19 protein-coding genes are annotated in these 25,801 nt (G+C 44.0%); 15 read left to right on the forward strand and 4 right to left on the reverse strand.

From position 1 onward, the window contains the following. Positions 1 to 2: 2 nt before the first annotated feature. From nuoG to HCZ91_RS05795, 9 genes are all read left to right on the forward strand, one after another. Positions 3 to 3,083 carry an NADH-quinone oxidoreductase subunit NuoG gene (nuoG, locus tag HCZ91_RS05755; protein ID WP_179798635.1) on the forward strand — a complete coding sequence of 1,027 codons (3,081 nt, stop codon included), beginning with the start codon at positions 3 to 5 and terminating at the stop codon, positions 3,081 to 3,083. Positions 3,084 to 3,135: 52 nt separating this feature from the next. Then, a complete protein-coding gene (gene nuoH / locus HCZ91_RS05760) occupies positions 3,136 to 4,128 on the forward strand; it encodes an NADH-quinone oxidoreductase subunit NuoH (RefSeq protein ID WP_179798733.1) in 993 nt (330 codons plus the stop codon). Positions 4,129 to 4,183: 55 nt separating this feature from the next. Then, positions 4,184 to 4,732 (forward strand): NADH-quinone oxidoreductase subunit NuoI, encoded by a 549-nt coding sequence (nuoI, locus tag HCZ91_RS05765; protein ID WP_010198902.1) that lies wholly within the window; start codon positions 4,184 to 4,186, stop codon positions 4,730 to 4,732. Next, positions 4,729 to 5,472 carry an NADH-quinone oxidoreductase subunit J gene (gene nuoJ / locus HCZ91_RS05770; protein WP_179798636.1) on the forward strand — a complete coding sequence of 248 codons (744 nt, stop codon included), beginning with the start codon at positions 4,729 to 4,731 and terminating at the stop codon, positions 5,470 to 5,472. The genes nuoI and nuoJ overlap by 4 nt, the downstream gene beginning before the upstream one ends. Positions 5,473 to 5,570: 98 nt before the next feature. Next, a complete protein-coding gene (gene nuoK / locus HCZ91_RS05775) occupies positions 5,571 to 5,879 on the forward strand; it encodes an NADH-quinone oxidoreductase subunit NuoK (protein ID WP_025653102.1) in 309 nt (102 codons plus the stop codon). A gap of 4 nt (positions 5,880 to 5,883) precedes the next feature. Then, positions 5,884 to 7,758 carry an NADH-quinone oxidoreductase subunit L gene (nuoL, locus tag HCZ91_RS05780; RefSeq protein WP_179798637.1) on the forward strand — a complete coding sequence of 625 codons (1,875 nt, stop codon included), beginning with the start codon at positions 5,884 to 5,886 and terminating at the stop codon, positions 7,756 to 7,758. Positions 7,759 to 7,760: 2 nt separating this feature from the next. Then, positions 7,761 to 9,386, forward strand: a complete 1,626-nt coding sequence (gene nuoM / locus HCZ91_RS05785; RefSeq protein ID WP_179798638.1) for an NADH-quinone oxidoreductase subunit M — start codon at positions 7,761 to 7,763, stop codon at positions 9,384 to 9,386. 3 nt (positions 9,387 to 9,389) lie between these two features. Further along, positions 9,390 to 10,868 carry an NADH-quinone oxidoreductase subunit N gene (locus HCZ91_RS05790; RefSeq protein ID WP_179798639.1) on the forward strand — a complete coding sequence of 493 codons (1,479 nt, stop codon included), beginning with the start codon at positions 9,390 to 9,392 and terminating at the stop codon, positions 10,866 to 10,868. Positions 10,869 to 11,062: 194 nt separating this feature from the next. Further along, complete coding sequence (locus tag HCZ91_RS05795) at positions 11,063 to 11,890, forward strand: ferredoxin--NADP reductase (protein ID WP_179798640.1); 828 nt, start codon at positions 11,063 to 11,065, stop codon at positions 11,888 to 11,890. Positions 11,891 to 11,978: 88 nt separating this feature from the next. Here HCZ91_RS05795 and HCZ91_RS05800 read toward each other — a convergent pair whose 3' ends face one another. Continuing rightward, a complete protein-coding gene (locus HCZ91_RS05800) occupies positions 11,979 to 12,758 on the reverse strand; it encodes a hypothetical protein (RefSeq protein ID WP_257019985.1) in 780 nt (259 codons plus the stop codon). A gap of 581 nt (positions 12,759 to 13,339) precedes the next feature. Here HCZ91_RS05800 and HCZ91_RS05805 point away from each other — a divergent pair. Further along, positions 13,340 to 14,227, forward strand: a complete 888-nt coding sequence (locus HCZ91_RS05805; protein ID WP_165597462.1) for a TonB family protein — start codon at positions 13,340 to 13,342, stop codon at positions 14,225 to 14,227. 190 nt (positions 14,228 to 14,417) lie between these two features. After that, positions 14,418 to 15,293 (forward strand): mechanosensitive ion channel domain-containing protein, encoded by an 876-nt coding sequence (locus tag HCZ91_RS05810; RefSeq protein WP_101206253.1) that lies wholly within the window; start codon positions 14,418 to 14,420, stop codon positions 15,291 to 15,293. 49 nt (positions 15,294 to 15,342) lie between these two features. On the opposite strand, the gene ybeY is transcribed toward HCZ91_RS05810, so the two are convergent. After that, on the reverse strand, positions 15,343 to 15,942 hold the full coding sequence (gene ybeY / locus HCZ91_RS05815) for an rRNA maturation RNase YbeY (protein WP_179798642.1): 600 nt from the start codon (positions 15,940 to 15,942) through the stop codon (positions 15,343 to 15,345). A 314-nt stretch (positions 15,943 to 16,256) separates the two neighbouring features. Next, the gene (locus tag HCZ91_RS05820; RefSeq protein WP_179798643.1) at positions 16,257 to 17,360 is read right to left on the reverse strand and encodes a PhoH family protein; all 1,104 of its coding nucleotides are present in this window, start codon (positions 17,358 to 17,360) and stop codon (positions 16,257 to 16,259) included. Between the two features lie 598 nt (positions 17,361 to 17,958). Between HCZ91_RS05820 and HCZ91_RS05825 the strand changes: the two genes are divergently transcribed. From HCZ91_RS05825 to HCZ91_RS05835, 3 genes are all read left to right on the forward strand, one after another. Further along, positions 17,959 to 19,287 carry an FAD-dependent monooxygenase gene (locus tag HCZ91_RS05825; RefSeq protein WP_179798644.1) on the forward strand — a complete coding sequence of 443 codons (1,329 nt, stop codon included), beginning with the start codon at positions 17,959 to 17,961 and terminating at the stop codon, positions 19,285 to 19,287. Between the two features lie 166 nt (positions 19,288 to 19,453). Beyond that, a complete protein-coding gene (locus HCZ91_RS05830) occupies positions 19,454 to 20,737 on the forward strand; it encodes an FAD-dependent monooxygenase (RefSeq protein WP_179798645.1) in 1,284 nt (427 codons plus the stop codon). A gap of 146 nt (positions 20,738 to 20,883) precedes the next feature. Then, positions 20,884 to 21,855, forward strand: a complete 972-nt coding sequence (locus HCZ91_RS05835) for a DUF3644 domain-containing protein (protein WP_179798646.1) — start codon at positions 20,884 to 20,886, stop codon at positions 21,853 to 21,855. Positions 21,856 to 21,919: 64 nt separating this feature from the next. Here HCZ91_RS05835 and HCZ91_RS05840 read toward each other — a convergent pair whose 3' ends face one another. Continuing rightward, positions 21,920 to 22,831 (reverse strand): lysine exporter LysO family protein, encoded by a 912-nt coding sequence (locus HCZ91_RS05840; RefSeq protein ID WP_102092960.1) that lies wholly within the window; start codon positions 22,829 to 22,831, stop codon positions 21,920 to 21,922. Positions 22,832 to 23,095: 264 nt separating this feature from the next. Between HCZ91_RS05840 and HCZ91_RS05845 the strand changes: the two genes are divergently transcribed. Further along, on the forward strand, positions 23,096 to 25,801 hold the full coding sequence (locus HCZ91_RS05845) for an alpha/beta fold hydrolase (RefSeq protein ID WP_179798647.1): 2,706 nt from the start codon (positions 23,096 to 23,098) through the stop codon (positions 25,799 to 25,801).

The raw sequence follows: 25,801 nt of genomic DNA on the forward strand, positions 1-25,801 counted from the left end.
GCATGGCAGTCATACATATTGATGGAACCACTGTCGAAGTAGATAGCGCAGATAACTTGCTACAAGCCTGCTTATCACTCGGCATTGATGTGCCGTATTTTTGTTATCATCCAGCCCTTGGCTCAGTAGGCTCGTGCCGTCAGTGCGCGGTCAAACAATTCCAAAATAAAGAAGATATGGAAGCGGGTCGCGGTCGCCTTGTGATGTCTTGTATGGTCGCTCCTGGCGATGATATGTACATCTCGGTCACTGACGATGAAGCCAAAGCATTCCGCAAGTCGATGGTTGAGCTACTCATGACCAACCATCCACATGACTGTCCAACCTGTGAAGAAGGTGGGCATTGTCATTTGCAGGACATGACGTATATGTCAGGTCACAGCCGTCGTCGCTATCGCTTTACCAAACGCACACATCATAACCAAGAGCTTGGCCCGTTCATCGCGCATGAAATGAACCGTTGTATCGCTTGCTATCGCTGTGTACGTTTTTATAAAGACTATGCGGGTGGTGAAGATTTGGGCGTTTATGGCTCAAATAATCGTGTTTACTTTGGCCGTGATAAAGATGGTCAGTTTGAAAGCGAGTTTTCAGGCAACTTAACCGAAGTCTGTCCAACGGGTGTGTTTACTGATAAAACCCACTCTGAGCGCTACAACCGTAAATGGGACATGCAGTATGCGCCAAGCATCTGTCATGGTTGCTCAGCTGGTTGTAATATCTCACCGGGCGAGCGATATGGTGAATTGCGCCGTATCGAAAACCGCTATAACGGCGAAGTAAACCGCTATTTCTTATGTGACCGTGGTCGCTTTGGTTATGGCTATGTCAATCGTGATGATCGTCCAACCCAAGCGCTTGAACGTATCAATGATAAGCATGTCAAAATCAATATCGATTATGCATTAGATGAAACCATCAAACGTATCAAAGATAAAAAAGTCATCGGGATTGGCTCACCGCGTGCCAGTTTAGAGACCAACTTTGCGCTAAAAAATCTCGTTGGCTTTGATAACTTTTCAACAGGTCTGAATCATCAGCAGCAAGCACTGGTCAATAAATGCATCGAAGTGCTTAGCACTGAAGGCATTTATAACCCTAGCATGACCGATATCGAAACGCATGATGCAGTGCTCGTATTAGGTGAAGACATCACGCAAACTTCATCACGTGTTGCGCTGTCAGTACGTCAAGCCGCAAAAAATGAAGGCTTGAAAATGGCAGCGGCGCTGCAAACGCAACCTTGGCTTGCTGAACCAGTTAAGCGTATCGCTCAAGATGCGCTAAGCCCAGTCTATGTCATCGATGTAACGCAAACTAAGCTAGAAGATATCAGTAAAGTGAGCGTAGTGGCGACCCCTGAAGACATCACTAAGCTTGGCTTCAAGGTTGCTGATGAGATTGCTAATTTCGCTGATGATTTAGCAGACATAGCAGATCCACAAGCAGCTGAACAAGATGCTGATACAAGTACTGAAACTGACGGTATGCAAGCATTGGCGCAGCAAATCGCTTATGACTTGATTCAAGCTGATAAGCCTTTAGTTGTCTCGGGTAGTAGCTTGTCTTCTACCGCATTGATAGAAGCAGCAGCACAGATTACCCAAGCATTGACCCAAAAACGCGCAGCAATCAAAGCGACTGAGCAGCAGCAGGTCGAGGCACATAATGCCAAAGTACAGGCAGCGCAAGCGAAAGCGGCTAATGACCAACCTGAAGAAGACCAAGATTTATCTGCTAAGCCAAACAAACCTGAAACAGGCGTAAATACAGAAGCTCAAGATGATGTCGAACGTGAGCCTGCTGAAAACCTTGAGTTAAAAGAAATTAATGATAAATATCAAGCACAAGCAGGTATCTATCTAACGGTCCCTGATGCCAATAGCATGGGCGTTTGTATGCTTGGCGGTCAGTCAGTTGAAGAACTGCTAGCGACTGATTACGATGTGGTTGTGGTTGCAGAAAACCAGCTAACAGATGCGATTAATGCCAATAAATTGACGCAGCTATTGACTGATAAAACGGTCATTGCGTTAGATCATCAGCTCCTTGATTGGCATAAAGACGTCGATATCGTATTGCCAGCGGCTAGTTTTGCAGAAGCGGATGGTACATTAATATCGGCTGAAGGTCGTGCGCAGCGCTTCTTCCAAGTTTACGATAACGAATACTACCATCCGATGAGCAGCATTAAAGAAGGCTGGCGCTGGATACATGCTGTGCATAGCAGCATTGAAGGTCGTGATGTCGACTGGACGCAGTTAGATGATGTAATCAATGCATTGATCGTAACCCATCCTAAACTTGCAGGTATTAAAGGCGCTGCGCCTGATGCTGACTACCGTATAACGGGTCTTAAGATTGCGCGTCAACCGCGTCGTTATTCAGGTCGTACTGCTATGCGTGCGCCAATCTCAGTGCACGAGCCAATGCAGCCGAAAGATTTGGACACTGGTCTGACCTTCTCAATGGAAGGTTATAGCGGTAAAGAAACGCCAAGCTCGATGATTCCTTTTGCCAATGCGGCAGGTTGGAACTCACCGCAAGCGTGGAACAAATATCAAGACAAAGTCGGTGGTCATCTGAAAAATGGTGATCCAGGTGTGCGTTTGTTCGATCAGCTAGAGCGCCTAGCCACTCGTCAATATGTGGTGCCAGAAGCGATGTCTTCGAATACAACTGACTTGCAGCAAGGCCAAGCCAAACTGGTACCGATTCATAATATCTATGCCAGCTCAATGATGGCATCACGTAGCCCAATCGTCGCAGAGCAACTACCTGTTGCTGCATGGCGTATCGGTATAGATGATGCCAAAGACTGGAATATTGCTGCTGGTGATTACTTGGCGATAGAAATCGATAAGCAACAAATCACCTTGCCAGTACAGCTGGTCGGTTATTTGGCAGAAGGCTGTATCGGTTACCCCGTTGGGCAGGTGAGCATTATTCACCCATCAATGCCAGCGTCGGTGCGTAAAGTGGATGCACCAGTGACGATAATGGGTAGCATGGCTAACGATATGATTAATGATAATGACACAGCGCAAATAAACGCAGCGCCGACCACCACACAGGAGGTGTAATATGCAAGTTACCCGTATTATCCCTGATGTGCCAAGCTTTTTGGCCAATAGCATGAGCTTTGATACTTGGTCTATTCTGTTTTTGGTGGGTCAATCACTAGTCATCTTTTTAGTCGTAGTATTGGTTGCCGCGATGATGATTATCTATGAGCGCCGTATGTTGGCCTTATGGCAAGATCGTTATGGTCCAAACCGTGTTGGGCCTTTTGGTTCGTTGCAGCTAGTCGCTGATATGCTTAAAATCTTCTTTAAGGAAGATTGGACACCAAACTTTACCGATAAGTTTATGTTCACGTTGGCACCTGCGGTCGCGATGTTTACTGCCTTGGCTTCATTTGCCATTATTCCTATCTCGCCAACGCTTGGCGTGGTTGATTGGGATATCGGTATTCTGTTTTTCTTTGCCATGGCTGGTATTGCTGTCTATGCGGTGATGTTCGGTGGTTGGGCGTCTGCCAATAAGTTCTCGCTACTCGGTGGTTTGCGCTCAGCTGCACAGACAATCAGTTACGAAGTGTTTTTGGGTTTGTCGTTGATGGGCGTTGTTGCCTTGACCGGCTCATTTAACTTGCGTGCCATTGTCGAAGCACAAGCAGACGGCTGGTATATCATTCCGCAGTTCTTTGGCTTTTTGACCTTTGTCGTGGCTGGTGTGGCCGTTACCCATAGACATCCATTTGACCAACCAGAAGCAGAGCAAGAACTGGCTGAAGGCTATCATGTCGAATATTCTGGCATGAAGTTTGGTATGTTCTTCATTGGTGAGTATGTCAACGTTGTCTTGATTTCTGCCTTAATGACTTGCTTGTTCTTTGGCGGTTGGCTTGCGCCGTTCAATTTAGATATTCCATTTATTCCACCAGCTTTTTGGTTCATGATTAAAACGCTGTTCTTTATGACCATGTTTGTTTTGGCTCGAGGCTCACTCATGCGTCCGCGTTATGATCAGGTGATGAACTTTGGCTGGAAAGTATGTCTGCCCGTAACCTTGATCAATCTGTTGATTACTGCTGCGGTCATTTTGATCTTTTCCCCAACGTTATAGTCATTACTAGCCATCACTGATGAACTAGGGTAAAGCTGATAAGGATAATAATCCCATGTTTACTACCATAAAAAAGACCGTCATTGGTATATTTACCATTGTCCGCAGCATGTGGATGGTCAATAGTCATGCGCTCAGACCGCGTGACACCATCCTTTATCCTGAAGAGCCGGTACCTGTACCGCCGCGTTTTCGTGGACGTATTGTCCTAACGCGTGATCCTGATGGAGACGAGCGCTGTGTCGCTTGTAATTTGTGTGCGGTGGCATGTCCGGTAGGGTGTATCTCATTACAAAAAGCCGAGCGTGAAGATGGACGCTGGTATCCAGAGTTTTTCCGTATCAATTTCTCACGCTGTATCTTTTGTGGATTGTGTGAAGAAGCCTGTCCAACGACAGCGATTCAAATGACCCCAGATTTTGAACTGGGTGAATATAAGCGCCAAGATTTGGTCTACGAAAAAGAGCATTTGCTCATTTCAGGACCAGGTAAATACCCTGATTATAACTATTATCGTGTGACAGGTATGGCGGTAGCAGATAAACCAAAAGGCGCAGCACAAAATGAGTCTGCACCGATTGATCTAAGGAGCTTGCTACCATGATGAATATTTTAAACCATTCTGAATTGGCTGGGTTTTATTCACTGGCAGCAGTGGCGATATTTGCCAGTCTGCGCGTAGTGACTCAGGCCAATCCAGTGCATGCTATCTTATCGATGATTGTATCGTTGCTGGCAATTGCTGGGATATTTTTTGTATTAGGTGCGCCGTTTGCGGGTGCGCTAGAGATTGTTGTTTATGCTGGTGCCATTATGGTGCTATTTGTTTTCGTTATCATGATGCTTAATTTGGGCATGAGCAATGACGAGCGCGAAGAGCGTTGGCTCGATGCCGGCACTTGGGCGATACCGACAGGATTGACGATAATCATTGCCGTTGTGCTCTATGCGATGATTGGTCTCAATCATGATGAAGCGGTCATGATGGGTGGCACGACTATCTCTGCCAAAGCAGTCGGTACGGTGTTATTTACTAAATACATTATGCTGGTTGAAGTAGCAGCATTGCTATTATTGGCAGCCTTGGTCGCCGCTTATCATTTAGGTAAAGAGACAGTCGACGATGAGGTCATCGGTAATAATAGCCAAAACTTCAAGCCAAGCGTAGGCAGTATCAAACAATACGACAATGATAGTACGCTTACACAGCATGACGGCGTAGAAATGGCTAAGCCTTACGAATATAAAGATGTTGACCCGCATGACTATGTTGGTATGAAGGTAGGCATGAAAGCAGGTAGTCAAGTAGGTGCGAATAAAGTTACGCGCAAGGAGTCAGACTAATGGTACTAGCAGCAAGCGTGGCACAAGATGTGTCAAACGTGCCGTTTGCCCACGAGGTGGCAGGCTTAGTACAGCCAGTTGCTGAGGCGCAAAATGTACTGGGTATGATACCCATGAGCCATGGACTGATTTTGGCAGGTATTTTATTTGCTATCGGTCTGTGCGGCGTCATGGTACGACGTAACTTCCTATTTATGCTAATGAGTCTTGAGATCATGATGAATGCGGCAGCATTGGCATTTGTAGTGGCAGGTAGTCGCTGGGTCGATCCAGACGGACAGATTATGTTTATCTTTATTTTGACCTTGGCTGCGGCTGAAGCGTCAATTGGTCTGGCAATATTATTGCGTTTTTATCATCAGCGTGGGCATCTCGATGTCGATAGCGCCAATGAGATGAAAGGATGATGTCATGAGTTTATTACCATTAACCTTTATATTCCCGCTCATTGGCTTTTTGATTTTAGCCTTTATGCGCGACAAATTATCAGAGATGGTCGCAGCGATTGTTGGCGTGGGTAGCATGCTGTTATCAGCACTATGCACGCTAGTGGTTAGCTATACCTTTTTGACCACCAATCCAACTGGAACGGTAATTGACGTTCCGCTATGGACGTGGTTCCAAGTTGGCGATTTTGCCCCACATTTCGGTTTGAGCTTTGATGGTCTTGCATTGACCATGACAGGTGTTATCACTGGGATTGGCTTTTTAATTCATCTATTTGCCTCTTGGTATATGAAAGGCGACACTGGCTTTGCTCGTTTCTTTAGCTATATGAACTTGTTCGTGGCCAGTATGTTGTTACTGGTACTCGCAGATGATCTGTTCTTGCTATATCTCGGTTGGGAAGGCGTGGGTATCTGTTCGTACCTATTGATTGGTTATTATTACCATGACAGAGCCAACGGCCGTGCTGCGATGAAAGCCTTTACCGTCACGCGTGTCGGTGATGTATTCTTAGCCTTTGGTTTGTTTCTATTATTCCGCGAATTCGGCACGCTCAATATTCAAGAAATTATTACGCGCGCGCCAGAAGTGTTTGATATTAATAATCCAACGATGATGCTTACCACCATGATGTTGGTCGGCGGCGCGATGGGTAAATCAGCGCAGTTGCCACTACATACATGGCTTGCTGATGCGATGGCAGGCCCAACACCAGTATCGGCATTGATTCACGCTGCAACGATGGTCACGGCAGGGGTTTATTTGATTGCCCGTTTACATCCATTGTTTGAGCTGACCCCAGGTATCTTATTGTATTGGGTAGGCGGCGTAGGGGCATTGACGTTGGTCGTTGCTGGGTTCTGTGCACTCGCGCAAACAGACATCAAACGTATTCTTGCGTATTCGACCATGAGTCAAATTGGCTATATGTTCTTAGCACTTGGCGTGGGCGCATGGCAAGGGGCAATCTTCCATCTAATGACCCATGCTTTCTTTAAAGCATTGCTGTTCTTATCATCAGGTGCGGTCATCCTTGCGGTACATCACGAGCAAGATATCTTTAAGATGGGTGGTCTGCGCAAAAAGATCCCATTGGTATTTTGGTGTTATATCGTCGGTGGCGGTGCACTCGCTGCCATACCTTGGGTTACCGTTGGTTTTTATTCTAAAGAAGCGATTCTTTGGGAAACTTATGCCACAGGTCACTTAGTACTATTCTATATGGGTGTATTTGGTGCGTTCTTAACGGCCATTTATACGTTCCGTATGATTTGGATTATCTTCTTTGGTGAAGAGAAAACCCATGCTCATAAGCTATCAGGTGTGTCGTATTGGTTGCCTTTAACCGTGTTGCTAGTGCTATCTACAGCAGTTGGTGCTTGGATTACACCGCCATTAGATGGTGTATTGCCAGAGAGCGTTGGCCATCTATTAGAAGTTGCTGGTCAAGCGCATGCTAAACATACCGCAGAGTATATCGCGATGGGTGCCATGGCAGCAGGTTTGATATTGGCCGCACTATTGTATGTCGTCAACAAAGGTCGCTTGCTCACTAGCTTTAAGCGCTCACGTATTGGTGGGGCGCTATATCACTGGTGTTATCATGGCCTAGGTTTCGACGCGCTATATGATGTAATTTTTGTAAAACCCTTTTTATTCATCGGCCGCTTACTTAAAGCCGACCCTATCGATAAAACGTGGTTGCTGTTACCTAAGCTGGCCTCAGCAGGTAATAAAGTATTGTCTGCGACGCAAACAGGGTCTCTTCGAGGTTATGCCACAAGCTTTGGCTTGGGTATGGCTGTATTGCTGGTGCTGGTAATGATGACGGTGGTGTAAAGATGATTGAGTTACAACAAACGTGGATGCTACCAGCATTAATTGCAATTCCTTTTATTGCAGGATTGCTATGCTGGGTGGTAGAGCGATTTAATAAACGTCTGCCGCGCTGGATTGCCTTGATCGGTATGACGTTGACCTTTGCTTTGTCATTGGTGCTTTGGCAGCAAGGTGATTTTAGCGGTATGAGTAAGCAGGTCATTGCGCCAGATGCTGCCGTGCCTTGGGTAGCAGAATTTAGTGTGCCGTGGATACCAAGTTTCGGTATTAGCTTTCACTTAGCGCTAGATGGTTTGTCATTGATGATGGTGGCCTTAACAGGGTTGCTTGGTGTGGCAGCCGTTGCTTGTTCGTGGAATGAGATTCAGCGCCGTGTTGGTTTTTTCCATTTGAACTTGCTATGGAGTTTGGGCGGCGTTATTGGTGTTTTCTTAGCGATTGACTTGTTCTTATTCTTCTTCTTTTGGGAGATGATGCTGGTTCCTATCTACTTCTTGATCGCCATTTGGGGTCATGATGTGGTTGGCAAAACCAAAGAATACGCTGCAACCAAGTTCTTTATCTATACCCAAGCGTCTGGGCTTATCATGCTCATCGGTATTTTGGTATTGGTCATTATCAGCTACGCCCAAAAAGGGGTAGTGAGCTTTAACTATAATGACTTGCTCGGTACGTCACTTGGCGGCTGGGAATATCCAATCATGCTGTGCTTCTTCATTGGCTTTGCGGTGAAGTTGCCAATCATTCCTTTCCACGGCTGGTTGCCAGATGCGCATGCGCAGGCACCAACAGCAGGTTCGGTGGATTTGGCAGGGGTGCTCATCAAGACCGCTGCATATGGTTTGATTCGTTTTGTGTTGCCGCTATTTCCAGCAGCATCACAAGAGTTTGCACCGATAGCGATTACCCTAGGTACGATTGGTATCTTCTATGGTGCTTGGCTTGCGTTTATGCAGACCGATATGAAGCGTTTGCTGGCCTATACCAGTATCTCGCATATGGGCTTTGTGGTACTGGCAATCTATGCTGGTACATTGCTCAGCTTACAAGGTCTAATGATTCAGATGCTTGCTCATGGCTTGAGCTCAGCCGCACTATTCATTATGGCAGGACAGCTATATGAGCGTCTGCATACACGCGATTTGACCTTGATGGGTGGTATGTGGGGACAGTTCCGCTACTACGCACCGATACTGATGTTCTTCTGTGCTGCGTTGCTCGGTATTCCTGGTACGGGTAACTTCATTGGCGAGTTCATGATTTTATTTGGCTCATTTGCTCAGTACCCAGTGTTTGTGATTTTTGCAACATTCAGTTTGGTATTAGCAGGTCTTTATTCACTGATTTTGATTCATCGCGCGTTATTTGGTGAAAACAACATCGCTGCATTGGCAGAGCGAGAGACTAAGTCACATGGCTTACCTGCACGTAAACTAAAAGATTTGGGCAAGCGCGAGCTGTCATTACTACTGATATTAGCTGCTGGTTTGGTATGGCTCGGACTGTACCCACAGCCGTTCCTTGATACCTCAAGTCACGCTATGCAGTGGATCAATAACGCATATATATACAGTCAAGTGACACAGGTAGATGCGTCGCAGCTGCTTGATGTAATGGAGGCACGTTAAGTCATGAATGATATTACGATGAATGATTTGATAGGATTGTTGCCTTACGCGCCGATTATCGCCGTAGTGATTACGGTACTGACGGTTATGATCGCGATTACCTTTAAACGCTCGCACATGGTCACTGGTACGATTACAGTGGCAGGCTTAAACATTGGTCTATTTACCCTGATCGGTCAGATGATCGGTGTGATTGACAGCGGATCTATCGCGCCAAACGCTGAGCAACTATTTGTTATAGATAACTTTGCTCAGTTTAATATGGTGGTGATTTTTATCTGTGCCTTGGCTTGTTGTACGCTGTCTTATGCGTATCTGGCTAATCTCAAAGATAACAAAGAAGAGCTGTATTTACTCATGCTGCTATCGACCATTGGTGCACTACTCATGGTAAGCGCGCAGCATATGGCGTCATTTTTTATGAGCCTAGAGATGCTATCAGTACCGCTATATGGTTTGCTTGCTTATACTTACATGCGCAACCAGTCGCTTGAGTCGGGATTGAAGTATTTGGTATTGTCGGCGACTGCATCAGCGACATTGCTAATGGGTATGGCCTTTATCTATGCAGAAGTAGGCTCACTAGCATTTAAGCCAATCAGCATGGTGCTAGGCAATATCTTTGAGTCGCCACTACTGATATTAGGCGCGGCAATGATGATGTTTGGTATCGCCTTTAAACTCTCGGCTGCTCCTTTCCATATGTGGACGCCAGATGTTTATGAAGGTGCACCAGCGCCTATCGCTACCTTTTTAGCATCCGTATCAAAAGTGGCGATGATGGCACTAGCCGTGCGTTTCTTAATCGATACTGCTTTGCTAGCATTGCCATCAGTGCAAATGCTATTGATGGTGATGGCAACGTTATCTATCCTGGTAGGTAACTTGTTGGCAGTACGTCAAACTAGCCTGAAACGTCTACTCGGTTACTCATCTATAGCCCATATGGGTTATGTGATGATCGTGATTGTCAGCATTGGCTCAGCCGCTGATAGTATCTCTAGTATGTATATGGCGGTTTATGCCTTTACCTCTATCGGTGCCTTTGGTGTAGTGACATTGATGTCGAGTCCGTATCGCTTATCTGGTGAAGCCAATGAGCTGACGCATTATCAAGGGCTATTCTGGCGTCGTCCAGTATTGACTGCTGTGATGACTATCATGATGTTGTCATTGGCTGGTATTCCGTTGACGGCAGGCTTTATCACTAAGCTATTTGCTATCTTAGCTGCGGTACAAGGCACCAACTGGTTCTTGGCTGCGATGATTATCTTGGGTAGTGCGATTGGTCTATTCTACTACTTACGTGTGTTACTCACGCTGTTCAAACGTCCTAAGCAGTTCATCGAGTTTGACGTGTCTGGACAATGGGGTATTCGTACTGGTGGTATCATGGTCATTGCTGTGACGGCGATTATTCTATTCTTTGGTATCTTGCCAAATAGTATGATTGAGTGGGCAAGTTTGGCTCGCATTTGGTAATGCCGCTGAGTCAATACAACAGATAAGTCGCTGCGATCTATCTGTTGTTACGGTTAAAAAACCAAGATGCGCCAGCTTTATGATAAGCTTGGCGCATCTTTTTTTATGCTTACCTTTTAATGGTTATGTATTTTTTGCCTATAAAAGGTATCTTATAAAAATACAGTTTAATAAAGTATAAGTGACGAATAATTATGAGTGATAATATCCAAACAGTAACGGTGCTCAGTAAAACTACATGGACGCCAAATTTATTTAGCTTTACCGTCAGCCGTCCCGATAGTTTTAAGTTTACAGCGGGGCAGTTTGTACGCTTGGGCGTCAATCCTAGTCAATTAAAGTATTATCAACAGACTGGTGCAAGTGATGAAACTGCTGATACCGCATTGAATGAAGATGTCTTTCGCGCGTATTCGATTGTCTCTTCACCGTTTGATGAGGTGATAGAGTTCTTCTCTATTGTGATACCGGATGGTGCATTTACCTCGCAATTGCAGCATTTACAAGTGGGTGATGAGCTACTGCTTAATACCATGCCATTTGGGTTTTTGACTTTAGCACGTTACCAAAAACCATTGCCAAAAGATTTATGGCTGCTAGCAACAGGGACTGGTTTAGCACCGTTTTTGTCGATGCTACAAGATTTAAAGACATGGGAAGATTACGAGCACATTGTATTGGCTTATAGTGCCCGCTCGCTCGATGAACTTGCTTACGTTGAGAAAATCGAAAGCCTACAAGAAGACTTCGGCACGCTGGTTGATAATCCAGCAAAGCTTATCTTTATCCCAATCGTCACTCGTGAGCCTGTCGAAGGTGCATTGTCAGAACGTCTGCCGAAGCTACTGCTAGAGGGTACGTTACAAGCGCGCGCAGGTATCGCATTAGATATTGATAGTACGCATGTCATGCTATGCGGTAATCCAGATATGGTAGAAGATACCAAAGAAGCATTAAAGACATTGGGACTGGTAATGAATCGTCGCGGTGAGGGTAATATTGCCGTAGAGAACTACTGGTAGTTATCGACTTTAATAAAAAAACGCTGTATCTATAAGGCCAATAACCTTTAAGATGCAGCGTTTTTTTATGGGATAAAACATTAGCGACTTACTCTTGACTTGGCTCAGTCGCATCGTCTACAGGGTTAATAGGGCCTTGCATCAATTCAGGATCATCATCATCACCGATGATATCTTCGTTACTGCTGGCCGCCAGTAAATCACGATAGTTGATTTGAGCCTTCAAAATCATTTGCTCTTCTTCTAGCTCGCCATAATTTATCTGCACCTTATACAAGGTACTCATAATTTTTTTGTTGTTTTTTAACCAACGATGGATATCGAGATAAATCACTTCGTCTTTTGCGCGAGCAATATTGACGTACGACAGAATAAAGCCTAAAGGGTCTTTTTTGAGGACGCTATGATAAAACCAAACCGCCAGTTTGACGCCTTGGCGTTTCACGAAAGATTCGCAGCGCAGATTTAATATATCGGTATAAGTTTGCTGACCAAACACAAAGCGCTGCACATTGCGATCGAGTTGGACGTGAACTAAGCTAAAGTTACTTGCCACCTCGGCATAGATGCCGCCTGCATTGACAGTGCAGTACAAACGAAACCAATCCTCATGCATCTCGACACGTAGCTCTAAAATGGCTTTTACATTGTCGGTGACGAATTTTTGTAGTGCATCATTAACGTAAGTCTGTGCCACTGGCAATGACAACTCATCTTCGAACTTGTCCGTCGTCTTATTATAGATATCTTTAACCGATTGGGCGATACGCTCCCAACCACTGCCGAATGACTCGTCAAAACGATAGCCAATACTCTCGAAGAACTCATCAAAATTGTCTGAATTATTCACGTTATCAAAGTCACTCAAACTTATTATCCTTATAGGGCGCGTCATTCAATCGGTGACGTAAAAATGGCTAAACAAACTTTGCAGGCTATCATTGATTTAAACGAAAGCTAATCATATATAATTTCTGAATATCTACGACCATTAGTAATTTTTATACTGATAGGTAGCAAAAGCGAAAAACTGACCTCTGATACTAGTGAACAGTAAATCCGCACTTACTGTGCTGCTCGATAATCTGCCGTGCCTAATCAACACGATGCACAGTTCTGATTGTTGCAAAGTATCGTGCTACTAATGCTATTATGCTAAAGCAGTATATAACAAATACAGTGGCTTCAAAATGAACACATGCGTTTTATAGCAATTCATTTGGTATAGACAGTGTTTCGTCTGCCTTATATATTCTCAAATGCATGTTTTTCAATCAGCGGATAAGGTTACCAATACTGTATGGCAAATGTCAAAATGCCGTCTCAGTGCTTATACTGGCGACATAATTCTATGTCATGTTATGATAGCGCCAGTATAAATCATGCCCATCGTTACAACACTTGTTAAATAGTGCTTTGTACTGATGTGCTCACAAGCTGAGATTCATTGTGGCCTATATAAAAGACTCACAGAGCTATCATTTTTCCGCGCAAGCGCCCAAGCGCGATATAAGCTTGCCTGTTGCTATTGTTATTGCAGTGGCTGTTCATGTGCTGATTATTTTCGGAATTAGCTTTTCTATGGGAAAAGACCCAGCTGCTATGATGCAAGATGTGGCAAAGGCGCTGACCGACAATATGCAGCCCAATGAAGATGCACACTTTATTGCCAATGCTTCACAAGAGGGCGGCGGTACAATAGAAGAGCAGCTCAGACAAGAGAACAATCAGCTAAGTGCAATGTCTGCTGAGCAAATGAGTGAGACTCAAGACATCGTTAATTTACAGCGTAAAGTACGTCAGCAGCGTTATCAAGAGAGTTATCTGCGTACGACGTTAAGTTGGCGTCAGGCCACTGTAGAGTCGGATAATGACAGCGAGCAAGCGCAAGATGATGCAATGGCGCAAGAAGAGCGGCTACGTAAGCAGATTGCCACCTTAGAAGCTCAGCTATCTCAGCGTCAGCAGGTCTACGCAACCAAATCCAAAGTCGTGACGATGGATAGTAATTCGACCACACGGGGTGCGGCAGCAGACTATATCAATACATTCCGTGAGCATGTCGAGCGAGTGGGCAACTTGCATTATCCCGTACAAGCGCGTGCTCAAGGCATTACGGGTGAAGTACGGCTAATGGTTATCATCAGTAACGACGGCAATATCAAAGCCATTCGACTGCTTGAAAGCTCGAACTCTACGATATTGGATGAAGCGGCCAAGCAGTCGGTACGACAAGCTGCACCCTTTGGTAAATTCACCGAAGACATGAACGATATCGTCGAGCTGCGCTTGATACGTACTTACCGCTATAGTGATACAGTCGAAGTAACGTACTAAGGTTAATGTATTCATGCACTAAGAAGATAGGTGCTAAGAAGACAAGCACTAAGAAAAAAGCTACTGAAATTAAAGTTACTGAAAAAATGTCACTGAAAACACAACTGTTAAGAATGATGCTTAACGCACCATTTTTTATCATTACAGATACCCAAGTTCATAACACACAGCTATAAAATAAAGAGTCAGTATGGAATTTTTAGGTTTTACCGTCGATGTCGCTACCTTAACGAGCAATGCCCTAGAGTTGGTCATTAAAGTCGCTTTAGCAATACTTATATTTATCGTTGGACGTTGGCTTGCCAAAAAGGCAGTCGCTTTTTCCGATCGCTTGATGACGCGTAGCCATCTGGATGAGACAGTTGCTAGTTTTTTAAGTCGCCTATTGTATGGCGTGCTACTGGTCGTAGTGATTTTAGCTGCACTTAGCAAAGTCGGTGTACAGACTACGTCGGTCGTCGCAATCTTAGGTGGTGCCGCTGTTGCCGTTGGTTTGTCACTAAAAGACCAGTTATCAAATTTTGCCGCTGGTATTATGATTGTGACGTTTCGCCCGTTTGTACGCGGCGATTACGTACAGATTAGTAGCTACACAGGTACAGTGACAGAGATTACCTTGGTTAATACCCATCTGACGACCATTAACAATCACGATATCATCATTCCTAATAGCGATATCACGACTTCACCTGTGGTCAATTATACAGCGCTACCCAATCGCCGCGTCGATATCACTGTCGGTATTGGCTATGATGCTGATATCAAAACGGCTAAAGACGTGATGTTAAGTCTGGCAAGAAATAACCCATTGGCTTTTACTGATCCTGAGCCTATCGTGCGAGTGACCAATCTAGGCGATAACTCAGTAGATCTTACCTTAAACGTTTGGACAACCAATGCCGACTGGTGGTCGATGCAATGCGAGCTATTGGAGCAATTCAAGCAAGCTTTAGATGATGAGAAAATCGAGATTCCATTCCCGCAGCGCAGTGTCCATGTTAAAGGCTTAGACCATATGATCAACCAAATGGGTCAAGCGCAAAAGCTACCATTAACTAAAGATTAATGAGTAGCTGCCTAATAGTTAGAAGGCTGTTTAATAAAGCAGTGCTAGTTTAGACATAAGGGTTTGGTAGGTTTAGGCCTGCCAATATCTCAATTTCAAAGTACTCCATCTCATCTTGCTCAGCTTGTCCGAGCTCATGATCAAACCCCAGTAGGTGTAGCACGCCATGCACTAGCAAATGGCTGATGTGCTGCGCCACGGTTTTGTCCTGTTCAGCCGCTTCACGTACCATCACTTCATGACAGATAATCAGCTCTCCAAGAGGCAATGTTGGCATCAGCTCAATGACGGCAGCAGGCAATTCGCTTGGATAAGACAAAATGTTGGTCGCATAGTCCTTGCCGCGTGCTTCTAGATTTAAAGCACGGCCTTCGACGTCATCAGTGATATATATATCTAGTGTTTTAGACTTTTCTTGCCACAGCTCAGGATCAATATCTGCAAAATAGGGTAGGGTCAGACCATTATTAATACGACCATTTATATAATCTAAAGTCGCCATCATGACTGTTAGTAAATGCTCGCGATTATAAAAAGTATCTAATACTTCGTCATCAATACTGTCGGTCGCACTGATATCAAGTGCTGCTAAGCTGGCATGGTTGCTAGCGATCTTGTCGTCAAAATTAGTATTGTCAGGTTGGCTCATATTGCTGTCCTTTTTATTATAAATGTGTTTCTAATGCTGCATCGTCTAGGTGATTTATTTGCCAGTTTTTTACTATAAAAGTAGTTCAATCACTGTTTATCTTATCGCTAAATTTTTGGCTAATAAATAGAGACCAATGTATAAAATGTATAAAGGCTACTATAGCTAAGTTACTGGTGGGCGACTAGTAGCGAAAGAGCTAAATTCAATAAACTGTCGGTAAGAAAAAACCGGACTACTTTTAGTAATCCGGTTTTCTTATGCAAGATAAATGCTTATAGCAAATGACTGTAATTCAGTGATTAGCTTGATTATTACAGATTGGCTGCTGCATTAGCGACAGCTTGTCTACGCTCTTGTTCTTTAATACGTTCAAACTTACGTTTTTCTTCTAAAGCCATTTGCTCTTCATCAAATACGTCATAGGCTTCAACAATTTGTTGTACCAATTGATGTCGTACGACGTCTTTTGAATCAAACTTTGTGATATGAATCTCTTCGATATCCTTTAGAATATCCATCGCTTGTGCCAAGCCTGACTTGTGACCACGTGGCAAATCGACCTGAGTAATATCCCCAGTAATGACGGCACGTGAGCCAAAGCCCAAGCGGGTCAAAAACATTTTCATCTGTTCAGGCGTGGTGTTTTGCGCTTCATCTAGAATGACAAACGAGTTATTCAAAGTACGACCGCGCATATAGGCCAGCGGTGCCACTTCGATAATCTGACGCTCAATCATTTTACCGACTTTCTCAAAGCCTATCATCTCATAGAGCGCATCATATAATGGGCGTAAGTATGGGTCGATTTTTTGGGTCAAATCACCTGGCAAGAAGCCCAGCTTTTCGCCAGCTTCTACCGCTGGACGCACTAGCAAAATACGCTCAATCTCATTACGCTCAAGCATGTCGACGGCACATGCTACTGCTAGATACGTTTTACCCGTACCAGCTGGCCCAATACCAAACGACACATCAGAGCTCAGGACGTTTTTTACGTAACGCTGTTGATTGCCCCCACGCGGAACGATGCGACCCTTACGCGTACGCAAACTGATGGGCGTAAACTCGCTAGCCTCATCCAAATCTTCATCATATTCCATATCATCATGGTCTTGCTCGTCTTCTTCGATGTCTTCATCACGAGAGAGGCTAGATTGGATGATGAGATGCAGCTCTTCTGCACTGATGTCTTTGGTGTTCTGTGCTTCATCTACCATTTTGTAGATAATACGTTCACCGCGTTCGACATTGGTCACATCGCCACTCAGGCAAAAATCGCCTTGGCGCTGCATGATTTTAATATCGAGGCGTTCTTGGATATATTTCATGTGATTGTTGTATTCACCAAGCACGGTTTTTAGCTGTGCTGGGGTCAATGATTCAAACTTTATACGGCGGCTCATGGAATCAGTCAAGCGATTATCCTTTTATTGTGTACCCGACGCTATGATTTGGTTTTAATTGCGTGACGGGTTGCAGAGATAAAATAGTCAGTGGCGTTACAGTATTTAGGTGGTAAAAAATTGTAGATGATAAAAATGACGGCGATATTATTGTTGTTTTTGTGGAAGGTCGTGAATGAAAGTAATGAAAGTCTTGCCTTCATTATGGTAGAGAATTTTTAAATTTCAAGCCATACATCAGATAGATAACGCTGTTTTTGTATGCTGATTGCAACTGCTACAGCGATTTTCTATAGATCGATTTGATATTGCTATCAGTTCTATATAATTCATCGCTACCCACCATGTGATAGCGCTTTAATCATATTAATATTTTTGATTTTTATAAAAATAAACCTCGTTTACGATGAGAGTGGAGAAACGATTTGTCTACGGTTAAGACCACGGCATAATAGACAATTTGTGGTAATCTATGGGCGATACCATAGGTTGCTGTAAGCTATCTAACAACAGTAGTGAAATGATAAAAATTATAAAATAAAGTCAGTGACGAGTGGCTATCTATCATTAATAAATTGCTTGTCCAAAAGATTATAATAGGAAAATAACGATGCAAGATACTGATTCATATTTATCCAATGCTGACAACATACCTAAAAAGTTCGACAGCATCTCTAAAAACAAAGAAGCGATAACTGACCAGCAAGTGCTTATCGCGGGTGGTGGTCATGTTGGTTTGTCTTTTGCATTGCTATTGGCCCATCACGGTATTGCGAGTACCTTATTAGAAAAAAACAGCTATCCAACCATCAGTCCAACGGATGATAGTACTCGCAGCCATTATTTAGACAGTCGCAATACGGCGTTATCACGGCGCACGGTACAAATATATCAAGAGATTGGACTGTGGGATGAGTTACAGAGCCATGCCTGCCGTATCGACACTGTACAGATTAGTGAGCAAGGCAGCTTTGGGCGCGCGCAGCTGAATAAAGCAGAAGAGCGCGTTGAGTCATTTGGGCAAGTCATCGAAAACGCTTGGCTGGGTCGTAAACTTTTATTAGCCGCACAGCAAGCGCCATTAATTACCTTGATAGATAATGCCAATGTGACGACTGTCCAGCAGCAAGCCGATAGTGTGACACTTAGCTTTAATTATAACGATGAAGCCGAAAACGAGCAGCAGCTGCAAGCTAGCGTATTAGTTGCCTGTGATGGGCGCGACTCTACGGTACGCCAATTGCTAGATATCGGTACAACGACGTATGACTATCAGCAAACGGCCATCGTCGGCGTAGTAGAGACAGATACGCCACACGAGCATGCAGCGATTGAGCGTTTCAGTCCAGCTGGCCCGCTTGCCGTGCTCCCACTGACTGATCCAAAGGGCGATGGCAATGATGAGTATCAACACGGCTACAGACGCTCTGTGGTGTGGGTGTGCCCAACAGGTGAAGAAACCAGATACTTAGAAGACGACGCCCATTTCTTGCAGACGCTACAGCAAGCCTTCGGTCAACGCGCTGGCAAGTTCACCGCTGCTGGTCGCCGCGGCGCCTATCCATTGACCCGCGTACTAGCGGATAAGCAGGTAGAAGGGCGCTGCGTCATTATGGGCAATGCCGCTCACACTTTACATCCTGTCGCTGGTCAAGGGTTTAATCTCTGTATGAGAGATGCACATGTTCTGGCACAAATGCTAAATGCACAAGTGCTTAAAGGTGCAGATATCGGTGATGCACAGCTATTAAAGCATTATGAAAAAGCACGTCAAACCGACCAGAAGCGAGTGATTCGTTTTTGTGATGCGGTAGTACATGGCTTCACGCATTCTAACCCAGCGATTAAGCTGGCGCGAAATATGGCATTGTTGGCTTTTGATAAATTGCCAAATATCAAGCCATTAGTCGCCACTTATGCGATGGGTCTAAAATCATAGCGCTATAGTTAATCTTCTTTAAAAGAGTGACAGCGTTAACCTCGCTTGAAGTATTGCCTATACATCTGCACTCGGTTGCCTTGTCTCTCTTTTAAACTGAATCAACTAACTGTAATTAAGATTGATAATAAGCATTCTAATATTGAGCAATATTGAGAGACACCTTATGAAAAAAAACCATACGTTGATCATCGGTAGCGGTATCGTTGGGGCAACGCTTGCTCTAAAGTTGGCACAAGCAAAAATGTCAGTGACGTTGATTGATGCCCGTCCTGAGCGCGATGAGTCAGCTTGGCAACATGTACTTAGCAAACGTGATGCACGTGTCTATGCACTTAGTATGGCTAGTATTAATTTGCTTAAAGATATTGGCGCGTGGCAAAAGATTGCTAGCTCTGAGCGTAAGGCTGATTATTCGCAAATGCAGGTATGGCAGCTCAATGGGATGGGTGAGCTATTATTTGGCGAAAGTGAAGATAGCGGCGCTGAGGATAATAGTAGTGAAACTCATGAGCCTATATTATTAGGCAGTATGGTCGAGCCTGCTGTTATCGAGTACGCATTATGGCAACGCTTGCATGAAGCTGATGTTAGTGACTATCTGACCCTTATCGCTGGTCATAAAGTTGTCAATATGGATTGGCTAGGGGTGCAGCAAGGCTACCGTATCACTCTGGACAATGGCGAAGCGATTGATACGCGTCTATTAGTTGGCGCTGATGGGCGCGGTTCATTTGTCCGTCAGCAAGCAGGGATTGGCGTAGATACGCTTGATTATAATCAAACTGCCATCTGCTGTGCGATTCAGACTGAGAAACCGCATCAGGCAACGGCACGCCAAGCTATGCTACCGACGGGCACACTGGCACTATTGCCGCTAGCTGATATAACCGATGTTGATAAGACAAATCCGCAGCATTGGCAGTCGATAGTATGGACATTGCCGCGCAATCAAGCGTTGGCATTGATAGAGGAAGAAGATCGTTTTATCGCTGATAAGTTAGCGGCTGCTAGCAATTACGAGCTGGGTGCGATTAATCAGATTGAGTCTATCGCTAGTTTTCCATTAGCGGCACAGCAAGCGAAAAGCTACGTCGCTGACAATTTAGTACTCATCGGTGACGCTGCTCATGGCGTACATCCGCTGGCAGGCCAAGGGTTGAACCTCGGTATGCTGGACGTGCAAGTCTTATGTGAGCAATTAGCGCATGACTTTGCCCGTAGTGGCGGTACGCTTTGGGGCAGTAATCAAACGTTACGTCATTATGAGCGTTCGCGCCGTCCGCATAATAGTCTAATGATGCACAGCTTTTCTGCGCTTAACTGGTTATTTGCAGGGTCGCTTGCACAAATGCGTCCTGTGCAGCAAATCCGTAATGAAGGCATGTACCGCGTCAGCAAAATCAAGCCATTGATGCGCTTATTTGCGAAGCAGGCGAGTGGAGTGTAGGGGTGCTTTTTCTTGAATAACTAGAAGAGTAATAAGTAAGAACTTAGCTTTTCGATGAGAAAAGATGACGAGTTGAATGAAGTTTATCTTGATGTTTCTAAGCTGTATACATCAGTATTTGATTAGAAAAATAAAAGGATTTTAAGATGAGTATTCTTAGAAAGGGTACGAAAAAATACGAATTGGTTAAAAAGTCGAGAGAGTCTGCTTTGGCGGCAGTTCAGATATTTAACAATCCTAATATTACGTTCAAGTCGGAAGCATTTTCAGTCTTAATCATAATTAGTTGGACGTATCTTTTACATGCTTATTATGAAGATAAAAATATTGATTATCGTTATTATAAAAAGCCAAATCAACGTAAAATATTTGATAGAACTAAACATGGCGCATATAAACACTGGGAGCTTGAGCGATGTTTAGATAATACGAATAGCCCAATAGATAGAGAGTCTGCCTTAAATTTAAAGTTTTTAATAGGCTTACGTCATGAGATTGAGCATCAGATGACGTCTAGGATTGATGATAGTTTGAGTGCTAGATATCAGGCATGCTGTTTAAACTATAATTACTACATCTGTAAGTTTTTTGGTAAAGAGTTCGGTATAGAAAAACATTTATCATTTAGCTTACAGTTCTCAAGCATATCCGAGGAACAAAAAGATCTTTTATCAGAGTTTGAGGATTTACCTAGTAATATTAAAAGTTATGTAACTCGCTTTGATGACTCTGTTTCAGACGAAGATTTTGGCAGTCCGAAGTATGCTTATAGAATATTGTTTGTGCCCAAAACTGTTAATAAAAGAGGACAAGCAGATAAAGTAATTGAGTTCTTAAAACCAGATGATCCATTGGCTGCAAAGGTAAATACAGAGTATCAGTTAATAAAAGAGACTGAGAAAGTTAAATATCGACCTAGTAAGATCAAAGAGATAATGAATAATGCTGGATTTACAGGTTTCTCGATTCATCATCATACAAAATTATGGCAATCTTTAGATACAAAAAATAATTCAAAAGGATATGGCGTAAAGATTGAGCAGCAATGGTATTGGTATGAAAGATGGTTAGAAGTGGTTAAGCAGCATTGTCGAGACAATGCAAATATCTACCAATAAAACACTTTCAAATCATTTGTCATTGAGATGCAATCTCGTTAGATTTAAACTGGAGTTATGGCTATTATCCCAATGCCGAAAAGAACACCATCAGTACTGGCGAGACAATATTAATTAGGAAACCAAAGCTAATCGCTAGTGGCACGACTTTTAGACCACCTGACTGCTGAATGATAGGCAAGGTAAAGTCTAAGCTGGTCGCGCCGCCAAGCCCAACCGCAGCGGAGGGGTATTTGCGCATAAATACCGGAATAAAGATTAACGCAAAGAACTCGCGTACCAAGTCATTAAACAACGCGACACTACCCCAAACCGCGCCATAAGCATCGGTCATGACAATCGCTGATAGCGAGTACCAACCAAACCCTGACGATAGTGCTAAGCCTTTCGTCCATGATACATCAGTAAATAGTAGTGCAAAGATAAGCCCACCCGCCAATACCGCTAGCGTAAAGATGACACTCATTTCTACGCCGCGTTTATTCAGTAGTACTTCTTTTAAGGTGATGCCCGATCCTTTTAAGCCTATACCGACCAGTAAAATCAAAATCATCAGCATGACAGTCATAGAGTTTTCAGGCGGCATATAATCAGCAGGCAAGAAATAGCCAATCACCATCCCGATCACCACACAAACCACTTGCGCCAAGCTACCTCGAATGCTCACCCGATGCTCTTTAGATTTTACGCTTGGTTTTTTGGCATGCCACGGGCGCAGATGATCGAACAACATCAGCCCAAATAAACCTGAACCAATCGTCAGTATCGATAATACAGTGACATATAAGGCAATTTCACCCAACTGATTACCTAGACCTTCTACCTGAGACAGCTCAATACCGATCAACGCTAGGATAATAAATACCAAGTATGATAGACCTTTGTCGGCCAATTTTGTCATAGTAGGGTTAGACGGAATGGCAAAGCCAATAAACATTGGCATTAATACCAGAACAAGGGTGACTAGGCTTTCCATGATAAAGGGCTCGCAGCATTTTTAATAAGGCGTTTTTAAGAAGCTGAAGATTGTACCATATAAGGTTAATAGTATTGATATGAGCCACTGAGATTCATTGTAAATCATCGCTCATTGTTGGCTAAACTGGAAAAACTGGACGATTATAATGATGTTAATAAATATCTTTTTCAAAATGTTTGAACGTTTTTGAGCGCTTTGTAATTCTTTACCTTACAAACTTTTGTTGCTACATTAAAGTACTGAAAATATTTGGCTAGACTCATGTCGCTATATCAGCTCAAGACTCAGTTTCAAAATCAACTACGTCCGATAAGCAATACGCTGGTTGAGCAAAATATTACTGCCAATCAAGTGACAGTATCCGCTGTTTTATTAAGTATCGGTACTGCTTATATAATTGCCAAACCAACGGCTGAACAGCAGCGGTTGTGGCTTTTATTACCATCATCATTGTTTGTACGTATGGCACTCAATGCCATCGATGGCATGATGGCGCGTGAACATGGCCAGGTATCAAGGCTAGGAGCTGTGTTAAACGAGGTAGGTGATATGGTTGCCGATACGGCGTTGTTAGCGAGTCTGTTACCTCATGTCGCTGACCAGAAAAGTGATGCGTCAGCAATCAGTTTATCAACTCATCAACATACAAATAATCAGCAGCACATTTTTAGTTTGATCGCGCTTAGTATCAGTACCGAATTGTTGGGTATAGCCAGTAGTGAAGTTTTAGGCAGTCGCGCCAATCAAGGGCCTTTGGGTAAAAGCGATCGTGCCTTCTTATTAGGTATGCTTGGTGCGTTTATGGGCATTAGAGCCAAAGTGCCAGTAAGTATTAAAGGGCAGGTGGCTTCACCTGCTATCAGAATGAGTCAATTATTTATACTAACAGAGATAATGTTATTAAAGACCTGTCTCAATCGACTACGTTATATGACAGAGTTATACTTAATGCGTAACCCACCTGAGCTGCGATCCGTACTGGGTGAGTCAACAAACAACTCACTATCTCTTACTGTTGTTTTGCCAAATACTTCTACTGATAACGCTCGCCCATTGGAGTTCAAAGAAATGCCAACCACAACCGTTGATAGTCAAAAATTCGAAGAACAGGCCAGTGTTGGTTTTGACCTGCCTGCATCTAAAATCATCAATGGTGAAAGCTGCTATAACGCTTATGATGGTACGGCTATTTATTATCGCTATTGGCTAACGAGGGCTTTAGAAGATATTAAGCAAGCCAGTCAGCCGTCTCGCCAAGTTATCTTATTGCACCGAGGACATGAGCATTCGGGGCGATTGGCAGAGCTAGGAGAGCAGTTTGCAACAGCTGGCTATCAAGTGTTTGCTTGGGATGCGCGTGGTAATGGGCGCTCAGGGGGTATAAAAGACCATGCTGAGAGCGTTACCGAGCTTGAGCGAGATTTAGAGGGTTTTGTGCAACTGGTGATTGGGCAAACAGGCATTGCTATTGAAGATACATTGATTGTCGCTAGCAGTATCGGCGCGGTATTGGCAGCAGCATGGGTACACGATTATGCGCCAAATATTCGTGGGATGATACTTGGAACACCTGCGCTCAGTATTCGCTTGTATTTGCCCTTTGCCATACCGTCATTGAAGGTGGCGCGTACGCTAGGTCTGATGTCACGTGTCAGCAGCTACGTTAAAGCACAAGTACTGACTCATGATAAAGACGCGCAGCAGGCTTACAATGCCGATCCATTGATATCGAATAGTATCTCGACCGACTTGCTCATTGATACTCATGCAACGGGTCAGCGTCTGCTCGATGATGCTGGTGCTATCACCGTACCGACGTTCGTCTTGTGTGCGGGCAAGGATTATGTGGTCGATAAGCAGGCTGAGCGCACCTTTTATGAAGCGATTAACACACCGACCAAACGCTGGCAGTTGTATCCAGACAGCTACCATGCAATCTTTCATGAGACCAATAAAGCCGACGTCTTTGCCGACTGTATTGAGTTTGCTGAGCAAGTATTTAGCGCACCAGTCCAAGCTCCTGATCTAAGTACCGCTCATTTAAACAGTGCCAGTAAAGATAAAGTGGATCGTTTGGCGATTAAACCATTCAATCCAAACTTTGCAATTACCCGTTTTGCGATGCAGAAGTTTGGTCATGTCAGCGATGCGATTGCCACAGGGCTTGAGCATGGATTTGATTCTGGCCATTCGCTGGATCATGTCTATTACAATCAGCCCAGCGGTCAGAATAAATTTGGCCAGGCAGTCGATAAGTTTTATTTAAATAATATCGGCTGGCAAGGTATTCGCATTCGCCGTGAGCACATACTGGAGTTGGCACGCTTAGCACTTGCAGATATCGAAGATAAAAATCAGAGTAACGCCAAACCATACCGACCAAAACTGTTAGATATCGCTAGTGGACATGGTTTTTATGCATTTGATCTGCTGACAGAGTTTACAGATTTATATGCTGAATTGCGTGATTATGAAATGCATAATATACAGGCATTGCACGCAAAGGCGGAGCGTTTGGGCATGAGCAGTCGAGTCGTGACCAGTCAAAAGGATGCCTTTGATCCTACTAGTTATGATGCCTTTGATCCTACTAGTTATATCGATGCAGATACGAATGATACTAGTACCGATACTAAAAAATCAGATCTTGCTATTGCTTCTGGGTTGTTTGAGTTGTTCTCTGATAATTCGCTACCAGCGACAGCTTTAGCAGGTATTTATGACAGTTTGAAGTCGGGCGGTTATCTGATTTATACCAACCAACCGTGGCACCCTGAGCAAGAATTTATCAGTAAAACATTAAACAATCACCGTGGTAGTAGTTGGATGATGCGTTGCCGTTCGCAGGCGGAGATGGATCAACTGATTGAGCGCGCAGGTTTTAAGAAAGTCACGATGCGTATCGATCGCTTTGGAATATTTACTGTTTCGTTAGCGATTAAAAATTTACCAGCTGATGATGAGTGA

The sequence above is a fragment of the Psychrobacter sp. BI730 genome, assembly GCF_013414195.1.
In the GTDB taxonomy this organism is placed as follows: domain Bacteria; phylum Pseudomonadota; class Gammaproteobacteria; order Pseudomonadales; family Moraxellaceae; genus Psychrobacter.